This is a genomic window from Methylobacterium sp. 88A, assembly GCF_000376345.1.
In the GTDB taxonomy this organism is placed as follows: Bacteria; Pseudomonadota; Alphaproteobacteria; order Rhizobiales; family Beijerinckiaceae; genus Methylobacterium; species Methylobacterium bullatum.
On sequence record NZ_AQVT01000001.1, the window covers coordinates 4,501,650 to 4,519,062 of the forward strand.

14 protein-coding genes are annotated in these 17,413 nt (G+C 67.4%); 5 read left to right on the top strand and 9 right to left on the bottom strand.

Annotation, left to right across the window (positions count from 1 at the left end; translation table 11 throughout):
* Nucleotides 1-62: 62 nt before the first annotated feature.
* The 3 genes from holA to leuS form a co-directional block, all read right to left on the bottom strand.
* A complete protein-coding gene (holA, locus tag A3OM_RS0121445; RefSeq protein WP_026176278.1) occupies nt 63-1,094 on the bottom strand; it encodes a DNA polymerase III subunit delta in 1,032 nt (343 codons plus the stop codon).
* Entirely contained in the window at nt 1,091-1,642 is a 552-nt protein-coding gene (gene lptE / locus A3OM_RS0121450; RefSeq protein ID WP_018045849.1) for an LPS assembly lipoprotein LptE, read from the bottom strand. The genes holA and lptE overlap by 4 nt, the downstream gene beginning before the upstream one ends.
* Nucleotides 1,643-1,847: 205 nt before the next feature.
* Nucleotides 1,848-4,439, bottom strand: a complete 2,592-nt coding sequence (gene leuS / locus A3OM_RS0121455; protein ID WP_026176280.1) for a leucine--tRNA ligase — start codon at nt 4,437-4,439, stop codon at nt 1,848-1,850.
* A gap of 193 nt (nt 4,440-4,632) precedes the next feature.
* On the opposite strand from leuS, the gene A3OM_RS0121460 reads away from it, so the two are divergent.
* Nucleotides 4,633-5,352, top strand: coding sequence for a YggS family pyridoxal phosphate-dependent enzyme (locus A3OM_RS0121460; protein WP_018045851.1), 720 nt, complete (start codon nt 4,633-4,635; stop codon nt 5,350-5,352).
* Nucleotides 5,353-5,404: 52 nt separating this feature from the next.
* Here the strand turns inward: A3OM_RS0121460 and A3OM_RS0121465 are convergent, their stop codons facing one another.
* On the bottom strand, nt 5,405-8,296 hold the full coding sequence (locus A3OM_RS0121465; RefSeq protein ID WP_026176281.1) for a phosphoenolpyruvate carboxylase: 2,892 nt from the start codon (nt 8,294-8,296) through the stop codon (nt 5,405-5,407).
* Nucleotides 8,297-8,798: 502 nt separating this feature from the next.
* Between A3OM_RS0121465 and A3OM_RS0121470 the strand changes: the two genes are divergently transcribed.
* Both A3OM_RS0121470 and A3OM_RS0121475 read left to right on the top strand, forming a co-directional pair.
* Nucleotides 8,799-9,467 (top strand): hypothetical protein, encoded by a 669-nt coding sequence (locus A3OM_RS0121470; protein ID WP_018045853.1) that lies wholly within the window; start codon nt 8,799-8,801, stop codon nt 9,465-9,467.
* A gap of 25 nt (nt 9,468-9,492) precedes the next feature.
* Nucleotides 9,493-9,921 (top strand): cupin domain-containing protein, encoded by a 429-nt coding sequence (locus A3OM_RS0121475; protein ID WP_018045854.1) that lies wholly within the window; start codon nt 9,493-9,495, stop codon nt 9,919-9,921.
* A gap of 137 nt (nt 9,922-10,058) precedes the next feature.
* On the opposite strand, the gene A3OM_RS0121480 is transcribed toward A3OM_RS0121475, so the two are convergent.
* From A3OM_RS0121480 to A3OM_RS0121490, 3 genes are all read right to left on the bottom strand, one after another.
* Nucleotides 10,059-11,363 carry an HlyC/CorC family transporter gene (locus tag A3OM_RS0121480; protein WP_018045855.1) on the bottom strand — a complete coding sequence of 435 codons (1,305 nt, stop codon included), beginning with the start codon at nt 11,361-11,363 and terminating at the stop codon, nt 10,059-10,061.
* Nucleotides 11,364-11,562: 199 nt separating this feature from the next.
* Nucleotides 11,563-12,681 (bottom strand): 3-dehydroquinate synthase, encoded by a 1,119-nt coding sequence (gene aroB / locus A3OM_RS0121485; RefSeq protein ID WP_018045856.1) that lies wholly within the window; start codon nt 12,679-12,681, stop codon nt 11,563-11,565.
* The gene (locus A3OM_RS0121490) at nt 12,678-13,301 is read right to left on the bottom strand and encodes a shikimate kinase (RefSeq protein WP_018045857.1); all 624 of its coding nucleotides are present in this window, start codon (nt 13,299-13,301) and stop codon (nt 12,678-12,680) included. Before A3OM_RS0121490 ends, aroB begins: the two co-directional genes overlap by 4 nt.
* 321 nt (nt 13,302-13,622) lie before the next feature.
* Between A3OM_RS0121490 and A3OM_RS0121495 the strand changes: the two genes are divergently transcribed.
* Complete coding sequence (locus A3OM_RS0121495; RefSeq protein ID WP_018045858.1) at nt 13,623-13,775, top strand: hypothetical protein; 153 nt, start codon at nt 13,623-13,625, stop codon at nt 13,773-13,775.
* A 23-nt stretch (nt 13,776-13,798) separates the two neighbouring features.
* Nucleotides 13,799-14,767, top strand: a complete 969-nt coding sequence (locus A3OM_RS0121500) for a site-specific tyrosine recombinase XerD (protein ID WP_280790501.1) — start codon at nt 13,799-13,801, stop codon at nt 14,765-14,767.
* Nucleotides 14,768-14,796: 29 nt separating this feature from the next.
* On the opposite strand, the gene A3OM_RS0121505 is transcribed toward A3OM_RS0121500, so the two are convergent.
* Entirely contained in the window at nt 14,797-15,828 is a 1,032-nt protein-coding gene (locus A3OM_RS0121505; RefSeq protein WP_018045860.1) for a helix-turn-helix transcriptional regulator, read from the bottom strand.
* A 368-nt stretch (nt 15,829-16,196) separates the two neighbouring features.
* A complete protein-coding gene (locus tag A3OM_RS0121510; RefSeq protein ID WP_018045861.1) occupies nt 16,197-17,363 on the bottom strand; it encodes an AI-2E family transporter in 1,167 nt (388 codons plus the stop codon).
* Between the last annotated feature and the right edge of the window lie 50 nt (nt 17,364-17,413).

The window sequence follows — 17,413 nt, forward strand, 5'->3', positions numbered from 1 at the left end:
CGGATCCGCCTCTGACGAGCGATGGGACATGGGCGGGCAAGCGCGCGCAGGATGGCAGATTGTCAGCCGCGCCGACGGGCGGCCTCTGTCGCGATGCGCAGAAGCGTCGCCGAAGCATGAGCATGGGCGAGGTCTGGCTGGGAGCGGCGGCAGGCAAGCACGGCCTCCTGCAGCAGCTGTACCGCATGACGGAGGGCGACGGGGGACCAGCGCCCGAGCTGAGCCTCGACGATGGCCTTGCGGCGAAAGTGCAGGCCGCGCCAATTCCCCACCATCATGCTCGGACTCTGCCCCTCCCCCGCGATCCGGGTTGAGAGCAGCGTGAGGGCATGGCGAAGGGCCGAGCCGAGCATCATCGACGGGTCCATACCCTCGTGGCGGAAGCGGCGATAATCCCGCTCGACCTCTTCACCGCGGCCGACGAAGGCGGCATCGATCAGCGTATTGAGGACGCTGCCAGCGACGTCGCTGATTACGGCCTCCACATCGTCCAGGGTAATTTCGGTCTGGCCCCTGGCATAGAGCGCCAGTTTCTCGATCTCGGACAGGCTCGCCCGCCGGTCGCCGCCCAGACTCATCGCCAGGATATCGCGTGCCTCACGGGCGATGCGCTGGCCATTCTCCTGGAGGGTGCGGTCGATGAGCTCGGCCAAGGCCCGTTCGTCATCGGCGTAGCAGGGCAGGGCAAGCGCCCGAGTCGACTTTTCGCAGAGCGTCCGTAGGGGCGCGCTCTTGGCGAGGTCTCCCGCCTCCACCACGATGCGTGCACCGGAGATCTCGGCCTTAAGCGCCGCATCCACCGCCGGAGCGTAGTTGCGGCTTCCTGGCCTTACCCAAATGCTGCGCTGGCCGCCGAACAGGCCAACCGTGCCGGCTTCGTCCACGAGGCGTCCCGCATCGGACGCGAGGACATCGCCGTCGATCTTGACCAGGGCGAAGGGGTCGGACGGATCGGTGACGAAACTCTCGGCCAGACGCTTGGCTCGTTCGAAAACGAGGCCGGTATCCGGCCCGTAGACGAGGATGACAGCGATCTGCGACGCCGGTCCGCGCCGCAGCAGCGCCTCGATATCGCCAGCCTTGACGGCGGTCAGGGCTTGGTCACCAGAACGGAAGCGATCCGCGTCTTGATCTGATCGGCCAGGGTCTTGGCCAGACGGATCTCAGCATCGCGGGCCGCACGCAGGGAGGCGAAGCGCTGGATCGAGCGATCGTAGGTGGTCGTGGCCACCGCCACACCCTCGGTGATGATCTTCGCTCCGTCCAGGGATTCGAGGGAGAAGCGGATGGTCCCCACAAGGGTGCCTGCTTCGGCGCGTCCGGTCTGAGATGACACGATGGGGGTCTTCACCGACTCGCTGCCCTGCATCTTCAGGCGGTAGCGTTTCGGAGACGGCTGGCCCGAACCGTCGAGATCGAAGATGAGTTCGCTGCGCAGGTAATGGCCGAGCCGCTCCTGGCCCGCGGCCGTGGAGACGTCGTCCACCTGTACCGAGGCAAGGAGGGCGGCCATGGGCTCGCCGGACGCGGTCGGTCCATAGAGCGGACGAAAGCAGGCCGACAGGTTGACGGCCATGAGGGAGACCAACGCGACCTTCACCGCGCGGGACCGTACCACCTGTCTCTGCCCATGCATCATCATCGCAGCAATGCTCTCCGTCCGGTCTCGCTCTTTACGGCGATCCCGCCCCTTGCGTCACCTGTATAAGCGGCAAGCTTTACGATTCCTCTGCGGCGGGACGATGGTCGTCGCTCCTCCTCCTACCATTCCCCCGCATCCTGAAATGCGGTGGCCGCTGGGCCTCCTGAGGATGAAGCGCCGGGCCGGCAAGAGAGGCTCGATGCTCTCACACCACGAGATTGACGATTCGCCCGGGCACCACGATGACCTTGCGGGGGAGACGGCCTTCGAGTGCCTTCTGCACCGCCTCATTGGCGAGGACGAGAGCTTCCACTGTCGCGGTATCGGCCGTGCGCGGCACCGTGACATCCGCACGCTTCTTGCCGTTGAGCTGAACGGGCAGGGTGATCTCGTCCTCCACCAGCAGGGCACGATCGACCACCGGCCACGCGGCTTGAGCGACCAATCCCTGCCGTCCGAGGGCCGACCAGCATTCTTCGGCCAGATGCGGCATCATCGGCGCAACGAGCTGCGTGAGGATGCCCGCCGCTTCCGTCGCCGCATCGCGCGAAACCGTAGCCGCGCGGACCGCCTCATCGAGAGCGTTCGACAGCGTGTAGATATGGGCGACGCAACGGTTGAATCGCAGGCGCTCCACATCCTCTTCCACCGCGGCGAGAGCCTTGTGGGCGGCCTTGCGAAGCGCAGCGTCCGACGCTCCGCTCGCTGCCGGCACGCCCACAGCGAGAGAGACCAGGCGCCAGACCCGCTGAACGAAGCGGGCCGCGCCCTGGACGCCATCCTCCGTCCAGATCACGTCACGCTCGGGCGGCGAATCGGACAGCATGAACCAGCGAGCCGTATCGGCGCCGTAGCTCGCGATGATGTCGTCCGGGTCCACCACGTTCTTCTTGGACTTCGACATCTTTTCGATGGAGCCGATCGAGATCGGTGCATCTGTTTTCACGTGAAACGCCTGCCGCCCGCCGCCCTCGGCGGTGATGCGGATATCGGCGGGCTGAACCCATGCGCCCGCTGCGTCCTTGTAGGTCTCGTGGACCACCATCCCCTGCGTGAAGAGCCCGGCAAAAGGCTCGGAAACCCCGGACCAGCCCGTCGCCTGCATCGCTCGCGTGAAGAAGCGGGCATAGAGCAGGTGCAGGATCGCGTGTTCGATACCGCCGATATACTGGTCCACGGCCAGCCAGTGATCCACCGCCGAACGGTCGGTCGGCGCGTCCTGCAGCCAGGGAGCGGTGAAGCGGGCGTAGTACCAGGACGAATCGACGAAGGTGTCCATCGTGTCGGTCTCACGCCGGGCCGCAGCGCCGCAACGCGGGCAGGGCACGTTGCGCCAGGCATGATCACGCTCCAGCGGATTGCCGGGGGTATCGAAGGAGACCTCGTCGGGCAGCTTCACCGGAAGGTCGGCGACCGGGACGGAGACCGGCCCGCAGGCATCGCAATGGATGATCGGGATCGGACAACCCCAGTAGCGCTGGCGCGAGACGCCCCAGTCTCGCAGGCGGAACTGGACCTTGCGCGCCGCCACCGCCTCCCCGTCCAGGATCTCGGCCTCAAGCCGGTTCGCCACGGCGTGGAAGGCCTCGTCCGTCGTCATGTCGTCGAGGAAGCGCGAATTGATCATTCGGCCATCGCCGTCATAGGCGGTGTCGGTGACGACGAAGCTCGCCGCGTCCTGCCCTTCCGGACAGACGACGGGCGTATTGCCGAGGCCGTATTTGTTCGAGAAGTCGAGGTCGCGCTGGTCGTGGGCGGGGCAGCCGAACACGGCGCCGGTGCCGTAATCCATCAGGACGAAATTCGCCACGTAGACGGGCAGCAGCCAGGACGGGTCGAGGGGGTGGCGCACCCGCAACCCCGTGTCGAAGCCGAGCTTCTCCGCCGTGTCGATCGCGGCCTGCGCCGTGCCGGTGCGACGGCATTCCTCGATGAAAGTCTGGAGTTCGGGACGCGCGGCGGCCACGGACGCCGCGACCGGGTGGTCGGCGGCAATGGCCAGGAACTTCGCGCCGAACAGGGTGTCGGGACGGGTCGTGTAGACCTTGATCTCGCCGTCACGCGAATCGAAGGCGAAGCGGACCTCAAGCCCTTCCGAGCGGCCGATCCAGTTCTTCTGCATGACCCTGACCTTCTCCGGCCAACGCTCCAGACCGTCGAGTGCGTCGTAGAGATCCTGCGCGAAATCGGTGATCTTGAAGAACCACTGGGTCAGCTCGCGCTGCTCCACCAGCGCGCCCGAGCGCCAGCCGCGCCCGTCGATGACCTGCTCGTTGGCCAGCACGGTATGGTCCACCGGGTCCCAGTTCACCTTGGCCGTGCGGCGGGTGACGAGTCCCTTGTCGAGGAAGTCGAGGAACATACGCTGCTGGTGCTTGTAGTAGTCGGGATCGCAGGTGGCGATCTCCCGGCTCCAGTCGAGGGACAGGCCCATGCTCTGCAACTGGCCGCGCATGGTGGCGATGTTGGCGTAGGTCCATTCGCGCGGGTTGACCTTGCGCTCCATGGCCGCGTTCTCGGCCGGCAGGCCGAAGGCGTCCCAGCCCATAGGGTGCAGCACCGCGAAGCCCTTGGCGCGCTTGTAGCGGGCCACCACGTCGCCCATGGCGTAGTTGCGGACGTGGCCCATATGAATGCGCCCCGACGGGTAGGGGAACATCTCGAGCACGTAGTATTTCGGGCGCGGGTCGTCGTTCTTCGTGGCGTAGATACCCTGGGCGGCCCAGGCCTCCTGCCAGCGCGGCTCGGCATCCTTGGCGTTGTAGCGCTCTGGAACGGGCATGGGGGAGGAAGTCATTGTGCGGGCTCTGACTACGGCCAGGACGGCCTGGCGAGGCGCCTCACGCGGCGCCGGAACGGTTGGATGCCGGACTAACACGGCTTGTTTGCCGGTCAACAGAGCCGTCACCGGTGGAGCCCGGCGCTTGCGGCCGGCGTTGCGGATGATAGGTCAGGCGTAACCCGCCCCCCTCCTTCGCCCGCGAGACATCATGCCCGACTCCACCGCGCCGAGATACGCCCATCCTGACGCCGCCGCCGTCGTCGCCGGGCTTAAGGCCGTGCGCGATAAGATCGTCCAGGCGGCTCAGGATTCCGAGCGGGACCCGGCCACGATCTCGCTGGTGGCGGTCTCGAAGCTCATCGATGCGGACGGCATCGTCCCGGCTCTCGAGGCAGGGCATAGGGTTTTCGGCGAGAACTACGTTCAGGAATCGAAGGCGAAGTGGCCGGCTTTGCGCGAGCGCTTTCCCGACGTGGAGCTTCATCTCGTCGGGCCGCTCCAATCGAACAAGGCCCGCGAGGCGGTGGAATTGTTCGATGTGATCCATGGCCTCGACCGGCTGTCCCTGGCGGCGGCCCTGGCCAAGGAGATCGAGCGCACGGGGCGCACGCCGAAGCTGCTCGTCCAGGTCAATACCGGTGACGAGCCGCAGAAGGCCGGGGTCTCGCCCTCGCAGGTGGACGTCCTCCTCAGCGAGTGTCGTGAGACCCATGGTCTGGCGATCAACGGGCTCATGTGCATCCCGCCGGCCGAAGCCCCGCCATCGGCGCATTTCGCCCTCCTGGCCCGCATCGCCGAGCGCCACAACCTGCCCATCCTCTCCATGGGCATGAGCGCGGATTACCCGGCGGCGATCCAGATGGGCGCCACCCATATCCGCGTCGGCACAGCGATCTTCGGGGAGCGCCCCCGCGCCGCAGGGGCCTGAGCGACACCGCTTGTCCCGGGGCCGCGCAGCGGAACCCGGGATCCACGGTGCCCTACCCGAACGCTCCCACCTCGTGCTGGATCATGCCCGACAGCTCGCGGACACGGGCGAAGGACTGGCGGATCGGGCCGAAGATCGTCTTGTGCTCCGATTCGTAGGTGCCGACATCGCGCGGTCCGGCGGGCTCGCCGAAATTGAGGCCGAGGGTCGGGTCCGGCGTGATCGGGAAGATCTCGTCGAGCATGGCGAGGCAGCCGTCGATGTCGAGGCGCAGGAAGCGCTCGATCAGCTGCTCGCGAGTGATGCCCGATTGCGGGCGGAAGCCGGGAATGTGCACGGCCAGGAACCAGATCCGGTGGATCAGGGCGAGGCGCAGGGCGTGGAGCATCGTCAGCCTCACCGACATCTTGCCGAGGTCCGGGGCGGCGGATTGCAAACTCAGCCAGTCGCTGGTGAGGCGACCGAACAGGCGGCGCAGGTCGGGGGCGAGGCGCAGACGGTCGAGGGCGATGGCGATGACGAGAAGTTCGTCGCGCCGGTCGTCGCGCTGCGTGCGCCGTGCCCGTTCCAGCCACATGGCCGGGTCGAGCGTATCGATATAGGCGCGCAGCACATCGAGGTCGCCCACCGCCGAGGCATGCTGGGCTAGGCGGAACGCGCGGGAGAACCGGACCGAATCGCGGCGCATGTCGCGGAACAGATCCGGCGCGCGGCTCGCCGCCCGGCCGAGGCCGTGGAGCGAATTCGCGAGGTACCCCAGTTGGTGCAGGATCGCGTTGTTGGGGATCGCCCGCATCTGGCGGGGATGGGTGATCATGCTGGGGCCGCCGCTATCGGTCTGGCGGGCCACCGGACGCGAGCCGGTGCGGTCGAGGAGGCTAGGGCCGAACGTGCCCAGCAGTGCGGCGTAGCCAGGGTCGTCCACCAGGGCTTCCATGTCCTGGCGGGCGACGGTGAAGAACTCGGCGGCGAAATCCGCCTCGCCATAGATCGGGTCGTCGGTCTCGTCGGCGCCCGGCGCGTCGGACAGGACATAGTCGGCGAAGGAATCGTCGTCGGCGATGTCGAAGGCGAAGAGGTGCTCGGCGATCCGCTCCACCGTGGCGCGGGCGAGCGCCTGCGTGCCGAACATCAGGTAACCGTCCGAGCCTTGGAAGCTGGATTCCAGCCGCACCTTGATGCCGGCCTTGCGGTTCCTGTGCCGCGAATCCTCCGGCGCGAGATAGGCGAGGCGGTCCCGCAGGGAGGTCGGATGGGCGCCGCGGCCGATCGATTCGCCGTGGGTATCGAAGATCGCGAGTTCGATGCCGGACAGGCCGTTCTGCGTCATCAGGTCGGTGATGCGCAGGCGCAGGCGCTCGATCCAGAAACTCGCGGCGAGCTGGCCGACATAGCGGCCCGAATCCGAGTAGCCGAACTGCACCGTCAGGCGACCGATGCGCTTGAGATAGGCGCGCCAATGCGGGTTGCGCAGGGCATCGTCGAGGACGCGGATGCCCTGTTCCAGGGCACTCGCCGTCTCGAACAGCGGCGTGATCTCGACCTTGTCGCTGATCCCGTAATGCCGGGCGAGCCAGAGGGCGGCGAGAAGGGTGTAGCCGGTCTCCGTCTCGGCGATGAGGAAGCGCACCGGATGGGTGCCGTCCACGTGCTTCAGGATCTGCGCGATGGTCATCATCAGGCGCGCGGCCGAGGCACGCTCGGCGGCGAGCGCTCCGAAATCCACGGCCACCGGCTGCACATCGTTGAGAAGGGCATGGATGGTGGCGAGATGCGAGCGCCGCTGCGCCGCGTCCGTCGGCTCCCCTTCGAGGTCGATGACCCGGCGCACAGCGTTGTGGATCTGGCTGGCGTTGAGCCGGAAATGCGGCAGGGCGTTCGACAGGCCGTGTGTCGCGATGCCGGAGCGCAGGAGAGCGATGGCGCGCTTGTCCTCGTCGCTCTCGACGCCGCCCAGGGCTCCGGCGAGGCCCGCCAGGAGCGGCCCGGAATCGGTCTGGGCGCGCTCCCGCTCGATGATGAGCGCCAGGGCGAAGCGGTGCACCGCCTCCAGGGTAGGCTTGGTCCCGAGGCGCGGGGCGACGGCGAGTTGCCGGTTCACGGCCGCCAGCGCGCCCTGTGTCAGGTCCCGCACCACATTGGTGGCCGGCACGTTCGGCAGGTGGCGCATCACCCGGTCGAGCTGCATGCGCTTCGATTCCAGGCGGTAGCGCAGGGTGTCCCACCAGCCGATATCGGTGCGCCCGTCCGTGTCGCAGCCGACCCAGGAGGCGAGGGCGAAGGGCTTGAGCACCAGCTCCGTCCAGCGGTCGGGCCAGCGCGCGCGGGCCGCATCGAGCAGGGCTGCGTTGAAGCTGTCCAGGGCCGCGCGGCCGTGATTGGCCGCGAGGCAGGCCTGCTCGAACTCGTCGTCCAGGCTGATCTTCGCATCCGGCCGGGTCGAGAGGGCGGCGGCCTTCTCAATCAGGGGCCGGCGCGCCGCCTCGCTGTCCTGGGACGCGGCCTCGGCGATGAGGGCCGCCACGGCCTTCGGCATGCCGAAGGTCGGGTGGGCGGTGAACACCACGGCGAATCCGGTACGGCCCACGAGATCGCGGAAGGTCTCGAAATCCCCTGTGCCTTTCGGGATCGCCGCCACGAGGCGCGCCGGCATCGTGCTGTCTGCCGATGCCTGCGCGTCCCGGTCCAGCCCGACATAGCCGCGCAGGCGCTCGGCCCGGGCTACCAGGGATTGTGTGCGTAACCGGGTGAACAGGCCGTCGAGGTCGTCCTCGTCGATCTCGTCGCGGTCGAAGCGGCGGGTGATCGCGAGCGTCACCGCCAGGACGGGATTACGGAACGGATCCTCGCTCGACCGTTCGCGAGAATCCTCGATGAGGGCGATGAGATCCTGTTCCAGCTTGCCGGGATCGGGCACCGTATTGGCTGGGCTGCGGTCAAGCATGCGCATCGATCGACCTTGTCTGGACAGAAGAAAGAGGACGGCCCCGAAGCCGAGTCGCCTTAGAACAGGTTGGGCGTCGCGCCGGCGACAATGCGTGCATGACGACCCGTCATCCACCGATGGATCGCTTTGCGAACCGGCGCCACCACCGTGCAAGGCCAATCCGTCCGCATGGTTTCGGCTCCGCGTTCCCTCGGCGCAAGGGGCCGAAACGAGACGCAAGGACCGTTCCGGCCAGGGCGACCCAGGCGGCAATGCCTGCCTCTGTGCGAAAGCACTCCTGTGGCGCGCCACAAGTGGATGCAAGCCGGCCCTCGCTGGGGTAACCCTCTCAGCCATGCAGATCTCTTCGATCCCGTCCCGTCCTTCCGGCAACCCGAACTCCGCGTTTCGGCCTTGGAGGATGCGGACTGGGAGTCGCTTGGCGCTGGTCTCCTGCGTTGCTCTTTTATGCGTGATGCTGGGAGTCTCCCCCGGCTTCACACAAGAGGACGCCGCGCCATTGGGCGAGGCCGAGGCTCCGGCCCCCAAGCCTAAGCCGAAACCAAAGCCCAAGCCCAAACCGAAACCCGTCGCCAAGCCAGCCGAGGCGTCCGATGCTCCTCAGGCCGCGCCCCTGCCGACGCCGGCGGCCAATCTCGCTCCCGTGAAACTGCCCGAGCTCATCGTGGTCTGCGACAACGGCCAGGGTGCGTTCTACGAGGGCCAAGGCGCCGTCTCGCTCTGGGTGACGCGGAGCGGCACGATCACCGTCGACAACCCGCTTCGCCCCCTGACGCCGGAGGCTACCCGCGTGCTGCAGGTCGTCCTCGGCAACAAGGCCGCCACCGCCTTCGGCCCCGATCTCCTGGCCCTGCGCCGGGGCGGCAGCCCCGCAGCCCTGGAGGCGACGATAGGCGGCCCGGTCCGCTGGGACGAGCAGCTCACGGTGCTACCGGATTTCCTCAACATCGTCTCGGAGGCCGGCGAAGTCCTGGCGCGCCTCGATCATCGCCGCTGCGGCGATGCCCCGGAAGTGAAGGCGGCGCCCGTCGCCAAGGCGAAGCCCAAGCCCGTCGCCAAATCACCGCGCCCGCCCAAGGCCTCCGCCGCCGAGGGAGCTGGGCGAGGGGAGGGCGCGGCTCCTCGCGGCCTTCAAATGCCTCAAGGCGCCATTCCGGCCGGCCAATAACGATCGCGAGACGAGGGAGGACGACATGAAGGCCGCCGAGGTGATCGCCAAGCTGGGGCTTCAACCCCACCCGGAGGGCGGCCATTATCGCGAAACGTTTCGCGATCCGACGGAGGTCGATGGCCGTTCGGTGGGCAGCGCGATCTACTACCTGCTCGATCTCGGCGAGACCTCGGAATGGCATCGGGTCGATGCCTCCGAGATCTGGTTCTGGCATGCCGGCGCACCGATGGTGATCACCACGAGTCCGAACGGTCACGATGCGACCGCCACCTATCTCGGTCCCGACCTAGCCCATGGCCAGCAGCCGCAGATCGTGGTGCCGGCGGGGCATTGGCAGACCGCCACGAGCCTCGGATCGTGGACCTTGGTGAGTTGCACCGTCTCCCCGGCCTTCCGGTTCGAAGGGTTCGAGATGGCGCCTCCGGGCTGGCGGCCGGTGCCGCGCGGCTGAGGGAGGCGCGTTTCTCCGTTCGCCTTGCCGGGGGCCTAGAGCTGCGCCCGACCACGTTGGGTCGGGGCACATCTCCAGGCCTTTGTTGTGCCACGCTCTTTTTCGCCGAACCGGCATCCACTTCGGCGGAGAGCGCTCTAGCCCTCGATCTCGTCCTTCTTCGCGATCATCGGCACGAGCGGGGTGATCCGCAGGGCGGTGATGCGGTTCTTCGCCTTGCGCAGGACCTGAAACCGGAAGCCGTGGAAGTTGAAGGCGGTGCCGGTATCGGGGATCGCCCGCGCCTCGTGGATGACGAGGCCGGCGATGGTCGTCGCCTCTTCGTCGGGCAGGTTCCAGTCCATGGCGCGGTTGAGATCGCGGATGGCGACGGAGCCGTCGGCATTCACCGAGCCGTCCCCCTGGGGACGCACCCCGGAGACCGCGACGTCGTGCTCGTCGGCGATGTCGCCGACGATCTCCTCCAGGATGTCCTCCAGGGTCACGAGCCCCATGACCTCGCCGTACTCGTCGACGACGAGGGCGAAATGGGTCTTCTTGGTGAGGAAGGCCTTGAGCTGGTCGCGCAGGCTGGTCGTGTCGGGCACGAACCAGGTCTCGAGGGCCAGGGCCTCGACCTTGAGACCGGAGGCGTCGCCTCCGGCGGCGTCGAGCGCGCGCAACAGGTCCTTGGCGTGGAGCACGCCGATGATGTTCTCGGACGTGCCGCGCCAGAGCGGCATGCGGGTGTAGGGCGAGGACAGCACCTCCCGCACGATCTCCTCCGAGGGGAGATCGGCATTGATGGTGCGCATCTTTGTGCGGTGCACCATGACCTCGGAGACGGACAACTCGTGAAGGTCGAGCAGGCCGCCGAGCATGTCGCGCTCGGCCTTGGCGACGCCGCCCTCGCGGTGGAGCAGGGCGACCTGTCCGCGAATTTCCTCGGTGGGCGAGAGGATCGACTGGTGCTGCCCGATACTGACGCCGAAGGGGCGGAGCATCAGCCGCACCACTTTCTCGATGGCGATGGCGGCCGGGCCGAGGAGCGCCACCGCGAAGGCGACGGGCCGCGCCATCACCAGGGCGGCCTGGTCCGGCTTGTTGATGGCGAGGGTCTTCGGCAGCACCTCGGCGAAGACGATGACGAGGACCGACATCACACCGGTGGCGTAGAGCACCCCGCTCTTGCCGAAGATCGTGGTCAGCACGCTGGTGGTGAAGGCGGAGGCGCCGATGGCGACGATGTTGTAGCCGATCAGCATGGCGCCGATGAACCGCTCGCGCGAGGCGAGGATGCGGTTGACGACGCGTGCCCGCAGGTCGCCGCTATCTTCCAGGGCGAGCATCCGCGCCCGCGACGCCGCGGTGAAGGCGGTCTCGGCCCCCGCGAAGAAGGCCGAGAGCAGCAGCGACATCACCACGATGCTCGCGGCGAGCCAGAGGTCGGTATGCGTGTCCATCAGGCCGTCGTCGCATCAAGCCGTGCCACACCGGCACGGTGCCGGTCCTGGCGAGCCCCTCTCATATACCAACCCACGACCGAAGCGATGCTGCAGCGCCGGATCTGAGCCGAAAGGTCGGCATGGCCGCTCCCGATCCCGGCCGCCCGGAGACAGGTGGTGTCCCCGAAGCGACGTCAGGGCAAGGGAGGCGATCCGGTCACGCCCCGCGCAACTCGTCTTGGAGAAAAGCCTTCACCTCGGCGCGGTCGATGCCCGGTGCGATGAAGCTCTGCCCGATCCCGCGGGCGAGGATGAAGGTCAGCGCGCCGTCGCGGACCTTCTTGTCCTGGGCCATGGCGTCGAGGATGGCGTCGGCGCCCCCGCATCCGCCGGGGACGGCCTGGAGCCGGGTGGGCAGGCCGGAGAGCGCCAGATGGTTGGCCACGCGGCCGGCATCCTGACCGGGGCAGAGGCCGAGGCGGGCCGAGAAGCGGAAGGCCAGCGCCAGGCCGATGGCGACGCCCTCGCCATGGACGAGGCGGGCGGATTCGTAGCCGGTGAGCCGTTCCAGGGCATGGCCGAAGGTGTGGCCTAGGTTGAGCAGGGCGCGCTCGCCATCCTCGCGCTCGTCGCGCACCACGACGCCGGCCTTGGCCCGGCAGCAGATCGCCACCGCCTCGTCACGCTCCGGGCCGCCGGAGAAGATGCCGGCCCAGTTGGCCTCGCACCAGTCGAAGAAGCCCGCATCGGCGATGAGGCCGTATTTCGCCACCTCGGCGTAGCCGGCGCGCATCTCGCGCTCGGACAGGGTGTCGAGGGTGGCGGTATCGGCCAGGACCAGGCGCGGCTGATGGAAGGCGCCGATGAGGTTCTTGCCGAGGGGCGAGTTGATGCCGGTCTTGCCGCCCACCGAGGAATCGACCTGCGAGAGCAGGGTCGTGGGCGCCTGGACGAAGCGGACGCCACGCCGGAGCGTCGCCGCCGCGAAGCCCGCGAGATCGCCGACCACGCCGCCGCCGAGGGCCACCACGAGGTCGTTGCGCTCGATCCGGTGGGCGAGGAGCCCGTCGCAGACCTGGGCGTAGACCGCATAGCTCTTCGAGGCCTCGCCCGGCGCGACGGTGACAAGGCCGGAGCGCAGGCCCGCCGCCTCCAGGCTCTCGCGCAGGCGTTCGCCATAGAGCGCCGACACCGTCTCGTCGGTGACGATGGCGGCGGCTTTGGCGCCGAGGGCGGCCACGCGGACGCCGGCCTCGGCGAGCAGGCCGCGGCCGATATGGATGTCGTAGTCCCGGCCTTGGTCGAGGGGGATGTGGACCGTCTGTCCGTCACTCACTGCGCGGCGACGCCTTGGTTCGAGGGGCCGTTGAGATAGGCATCAAGAGCTTCCATCACGTCCTCCACCACGCGGTCGTGCGAGACGTCGCGCGAGGGGATCATCACGTCGGCACTGCCATAGACGGGATGCCGGATCTCCATCAATTGCCGCATCGTCTCCTCCGGGTCGTCGGTCTGGAGCAGGGGGCGATTGCCGCGCTTGCGGACGCGGCGCATCAGCACGTCGAGTTCCGCCTTCAGCCAGACCGAGACGCCGCCTTGCGCGATCCGCGCCCGGGTCGCCTCGCGCATGAAGGCGCCTCCACCGGTGGCCAGCACCAGCGGCCCTTCGCGGATGAGCCGGGCGATGACGCGCTCCTCTCCTTCACGAAAGCTCGGCTCGCCGTAGATGGCGAAGATGTCCGGGATCGTGAGATGGGCCGCCGCTTCGATCTCGTTGTCGGCATCCTTGAACATCAGCCCGAGGCGCGTCGCCAGGCGCCGCCCCACCGTGCTCTTGCCGGCGCCCATGAGACCGACGAGCACGATCGAGCGCGCGCCGAGGGCACGGCGGAGCCTGACTTCGATGGGATCGGCGGCGATGTCGCCTCCCGATGGCTCGGTCTCGGTCTCGGTCATTGTTAAAATCTTGATACACGTCTTCACGCGATCCTAGCGCGTTTCATCCGCCGGGCGAAGCGAGGCCGTAAGGCGCGACGCGATTCTTCCCGGGTCGGGTTTCTTTCGGGCAGGTTTCCTCCTCCCGCGAAGCCTCCCGGACCGGTGAGGCCGATCGCCGCTCGGCGGCCATGAATCCCTTGCGGCGCTCCGTGTGGCTCCGAAGTCCTTGCCATCGCGCGCCCGGCATGGTGCAAACCCTTGGCTTGGCTGCTCAATGATCTGCTGGCCGACCGACGCCGTTCATTTTCGCAGAGTTCCCTCCGACCGAGGTTCGTCCGAGTGCCGACCCTGTTTCGTTTTCTCGCCACGCTCGCCATCCTCGGTGGACTGGTCTTCGCGGGCATGTTCTCGCTCGCCACCTTCGTTCAGCCCACGCCCCGGGAAATGAGCGTCAGCATTCCCTCTGCGAAGCTGCAGCCGCCCGGCCGGTGACGGGGTCGGAGAAGGCTGACGAGGTGACTGGTGACGTGGCGGGCGCCGAAGGTCCGGACCTCATCGTCGCCTATCTCGAAATGCTGTCAGCCGAGCGTGGCGCTGCCGTCAACACGCTTGCCGCCTATCGCCGCGACCTCGACCATTACCTCGCGGCCCTGTCCGCCTCGGGACGTGATCCGCTCGATACCGATGCGGGCGAGGTCCGCGCCTATCTGGCGGATCTCGAGACCCAGGGACTGAAGGCCTCCTCCGCCGCGCGCCGGCTGTCCTGCATTCGCGGCTTCCACAAGTTCCTGTACGCCGAAGGCCTCGCCGAGACCGATCCGAGCGCGCCGGTGGGCGGCCCGCGCAGGGGGCGCACCCTGCCCAAGGTGCTGTCGGTGACCGAGGTCGACGACCTCTTGCGCACCGCCCGCGAGCGGGCCGTGGCGACGCCGGCCGAGGAGACGCCGGGCGAGCAGCGACGCGCGGTCCGGATGCTGTGTCTGCTGGAAACTCTCTACGCCACCGGCCTGCGCGTCTCGGAACTCGTCGCCCTGCCGCGCGCGGCCGCCACCACGAAGCAGCGCTACCTCGTGGTGAAGGGCAAGGGCGGGCGCGAACGGCTGGTGCCGCTCACCGATCTGGCGCGCGCCGCCATGCGCGAGCACCTGACCCATCTCACCGGCGACGGTCCCTTCCTGTTCCCCTCCGACAGCGAGAGCGGTCACCTGACCCGGCAGGCTTTCGCCCGCGACCTCAAGATTGCGGCGGCGGCGGCCGGGATCCGCGAGGACCGCGTGAGTCCGCACGTGTTGCGCCACGCCTTCGCCAGCCATCTCCTGCAGAACGGGGCCGATCTCAGGATCGTGCAGGAGCTCCTGGGCCATGCCGACATCTCGACGACCCAGATCTACACGCATGTCCTCGACGAGCGCCTGAAGAGCATGGTCCGCGATCTCCACCCCCTCATGGACGACCCGGCCGAATCCGGTACAGCGCCCGCCTGAACGGGCCACCGCGCCGTTCCGGCCATGTTTCATTCGGCGATCTGCCTCCCCTTGCTGACCGCGATCATCGCCCCATCCATGAGCGAGAACACGATACCTGCGCTGCGCAGAGCGCCGATCACCTGATTGCGGTTGGCGACCGAGACGGAGGCAATGGAGCCTTCGAGCCGCCGGATCGTCGAAAGCGACACTCCCGAAGCTCCGCTCAGATCCGCCATCGACCAGTCGAGCAATGCGCGCGCCGCACGGACATGACCGGATTCGAGGTGCTGTTCGAGGCCGAGCCGAAGGCGTCCGGAGGGTCTGATCCGCAGCTGGATCGGACCGATCAGTTGAGTCCAGCTTTCGATATGCCCCGCATCGTTCAGCACGGGAACCAAGAGAAGGCGGTATCTTACGGTGTCGCCGTTCGCCAACCTGAGGTCCGGCAGGAGGTATGAGGCGTGATTGGACGCGTACATCCCCCCGATACGCGCCGACCATGGCACGCCCTCGGCCTTTACGAACGGTCGTGTGGGGTCCTGCAGGAGCTCGCTCTCGGGAAGGCCGACGAGGTCGAGCCATTTCTGCGAGAATTTTATGAATGGAAATGTGTACGCCGTCGACGTGAAGGCCCGGACGGAATGGAAGATCGCCTGGTCTCGCTGCCGCTGTGCTGCCTCGGCGCGGGCCAGCATGGCAGGATCGCTGATGTCGGCGAGGATGCCATGCGCGCTCAAGGGCCGGCCATTGGGCGTGGTCGTTACCTCCACGCGGCTCATGACAGTACAGATTCCGGAATCCGGCCGGACGATGCGGAAGATCGAGGGCGGTACCGTTTCCGATTGCCTGACCAGGTCGGGTTCCATGGTCGGAGGGCAATCGTCCGGATGAATGAGCCGGAACAGAAGCGTGTAATCGGGCCTGATGAGGCCATTGGGAAGCCCTAGGATCGGATAGAGTCCGGGCGACCAGAAATGAGTGTTGTCGACGAAATCCCAGTGCCAATGACCGACGTTGCCAAAATGTTTGATCTGGCTTGGAACGTCATACCAAAGGTTTCTCGGTATCCCACCATTCATTGTTAAACCGCGAGCTCACGACAATCGTCGGAGCTACGGCCCAGCCGAGGGGAACGACGACCTGAAACAACAGATACCTAACTTTTGATATGATCGCAATATTTCTCGAAGAACTATCCTCATCGCAACGTGAGATTGCAGGATGATCGTCGGTGTTATTGATCGGTGTTTCCAAGCCTCCCGGTGGAGACGCCTCGATCTCGATCACGGATCTCCGACGCTGCTTTACGATTATTGAACGAGGGCGATCTTTTGAATGACGATGGCCATTTAAGACAGCAATGCGAATGCCATGGCGGACTGTTGTTCCATCCGCCCCGCGTCGACGTCTCGGCTGTTGTCGTCAGGCCGTTCGGACAGCGTCGCGTTTACACATCCGCCTCCTCGTCGAGCGTGTCCTCGATATAGACCTGTTCCAGCAAGACCTTGATGACCGCCATCAGCGGCAGCGCGAGGGCGATGCCCCAAAGGCCGAACAGCACACCGAGCACGAGCTGGCCGGCGAAGATGGTGGCCGGCGGGATGTCCAGAGCCCGCTTCTGGATGAAGGGCGTCAGCCCGTAGCTCTCCAGGCATTGCACCACGAGGTAGACACCGAAGGCGCCGAGCGCCGCATTGGTGCCGGAGGCGAGGCCCGCCAGTACGATGATGACGCCGGCGATCAGCGGGCCGATCGTGGGGATGAAGGCGAGGAGTCCCGCCTGCAGGCCGAGGATGAGGGCACCTCCGATACCGAGGAAGCTCAAACCCGCCCAGATGCAGACGAAGATCACCGCCATGGTGATGAGCTGGCCGAACAGCCAATGCCGCAGCGTCTCGCCCATGCCGTCGAGGAGAGCGGTGGCGCGGGGACGGTAACGGGGCGGTACGAACCGGACGGCGCCGTCACGGTAGCTGGCGGGATCGGCCGCGCAGGCGAGGCCGAGGAACACGATCACCAGGACGTTGCCCAGCGCGCTGAACAGCCCGGTGACGACGGCGGCCGCCGGTCCGAGCATGCTGCCGGCATCCGAGAGGAGGGAACCGGGGCTCTTGATCGCCCCCGAGGCGAGGCCGCCGAGGCCCCCGGCCTTCTTCTCCTTGTCGGTCTCGGTGTCCTTGGCTTTGTCGGGGCCCTGATCGCCCGACGTCGGCTCCGGTGCGGAGAAGGCCGGCAGATCGATCCCGTATTCCTTCAGGCGGTCACGGACAGACCCGGCCTGTTTCGTGACGGTCTGGCCGAGCTCCCTGCCCTGCTGCACCACCGTCGCGCCACCGAAGGCGAGAAAGCCGAGGGTGAGCCCGCCGAGGACCAGGCTGACGATGGTGAGCCGGAGCCCGCGACCGAGCCCGATCACCTGGCCGAGCAGGCGCGTCAGCCCATCGAGGAAGACCCCGAGCAGGATTCCGGCGAAGATCAGGAGCAGGGTCGAGGCGGCGGTCCAGGCGACGATCAGCAGGGCGATGAACGCCACCACCGCGATTCCCGAGGCCGCCGGCGACCAGTTGGCGGGGTGCGGACCCAGCTCGTCCTTGATCGGCGTACCCTGCTGCATCTGCCCGTCCCCTCGCGCGGTCTACCGAAGCGCGATGCGAACGGGCGCGC

Coding starts and splice junctions, on each gene's coding strand:
- lptE (WP_018045849.1), bottom strand. CDS start 1,642: ATGATGATGCATGGGCAGAGACAGGTGGTACGGTCCCGCGCGGTGAAG.
- leuS (WP_026176280.1), bottom strand. CDS start 4,439: ATGACTTCCTCCCCCATGCCCGTTCCAGAGCGCTACAACGCCAAGGAT.
- A3OM_RS0121460 (WP_018045851.1), top strand. CDS start 4,633: ATGCCCGACTCCACCGCGCCGAGATACGCCCATCCTGACGCCGCCGCC.
- A3OM_RS0121465 (WP_026176281.1), bottom strand. CDS start 8,296: ATGCTTGACCGCAGCCCAGCCAATACGGTGCCCGATCCCGGCAAGCTG.
- A3OM_RS0121475 (WP_018045854.1), top strand. CDS start 9,493: ATGAAGGCCGCCGAGGTGATCGCCAAGCTGGGGCTTCAACCCCACCCG.
- A3OM_RS0121480 (WP_018045855.1), bottom strand. CDS start 11,363: ATGGACACGCATACCGACCTCTGGCTCGCCGCGAGCATCGTGGTGATG.
- A3OM_RS0121490 (WP_018045857.1), bottom strand. CDS start 13,301: ATGACCGAGACCGAGACCGAGCCATCGGGAGGCGACATCGCCGCCGAT.
- A3OM_RS0121505 (WP_018045860.1), bottom strand. CDS start 15,828: ATGAATGGTGGGATACCGAGAAACCTTTGGTATGACGTTCCAAGCCAG.
- A3OM_RS0121510 (WP_018045861.1), bottom strand. CDS start 17,363: ATGCAGCAGGGTACGCCGATCAAGGACGAGCTGGGTCCGCACCCCGCC.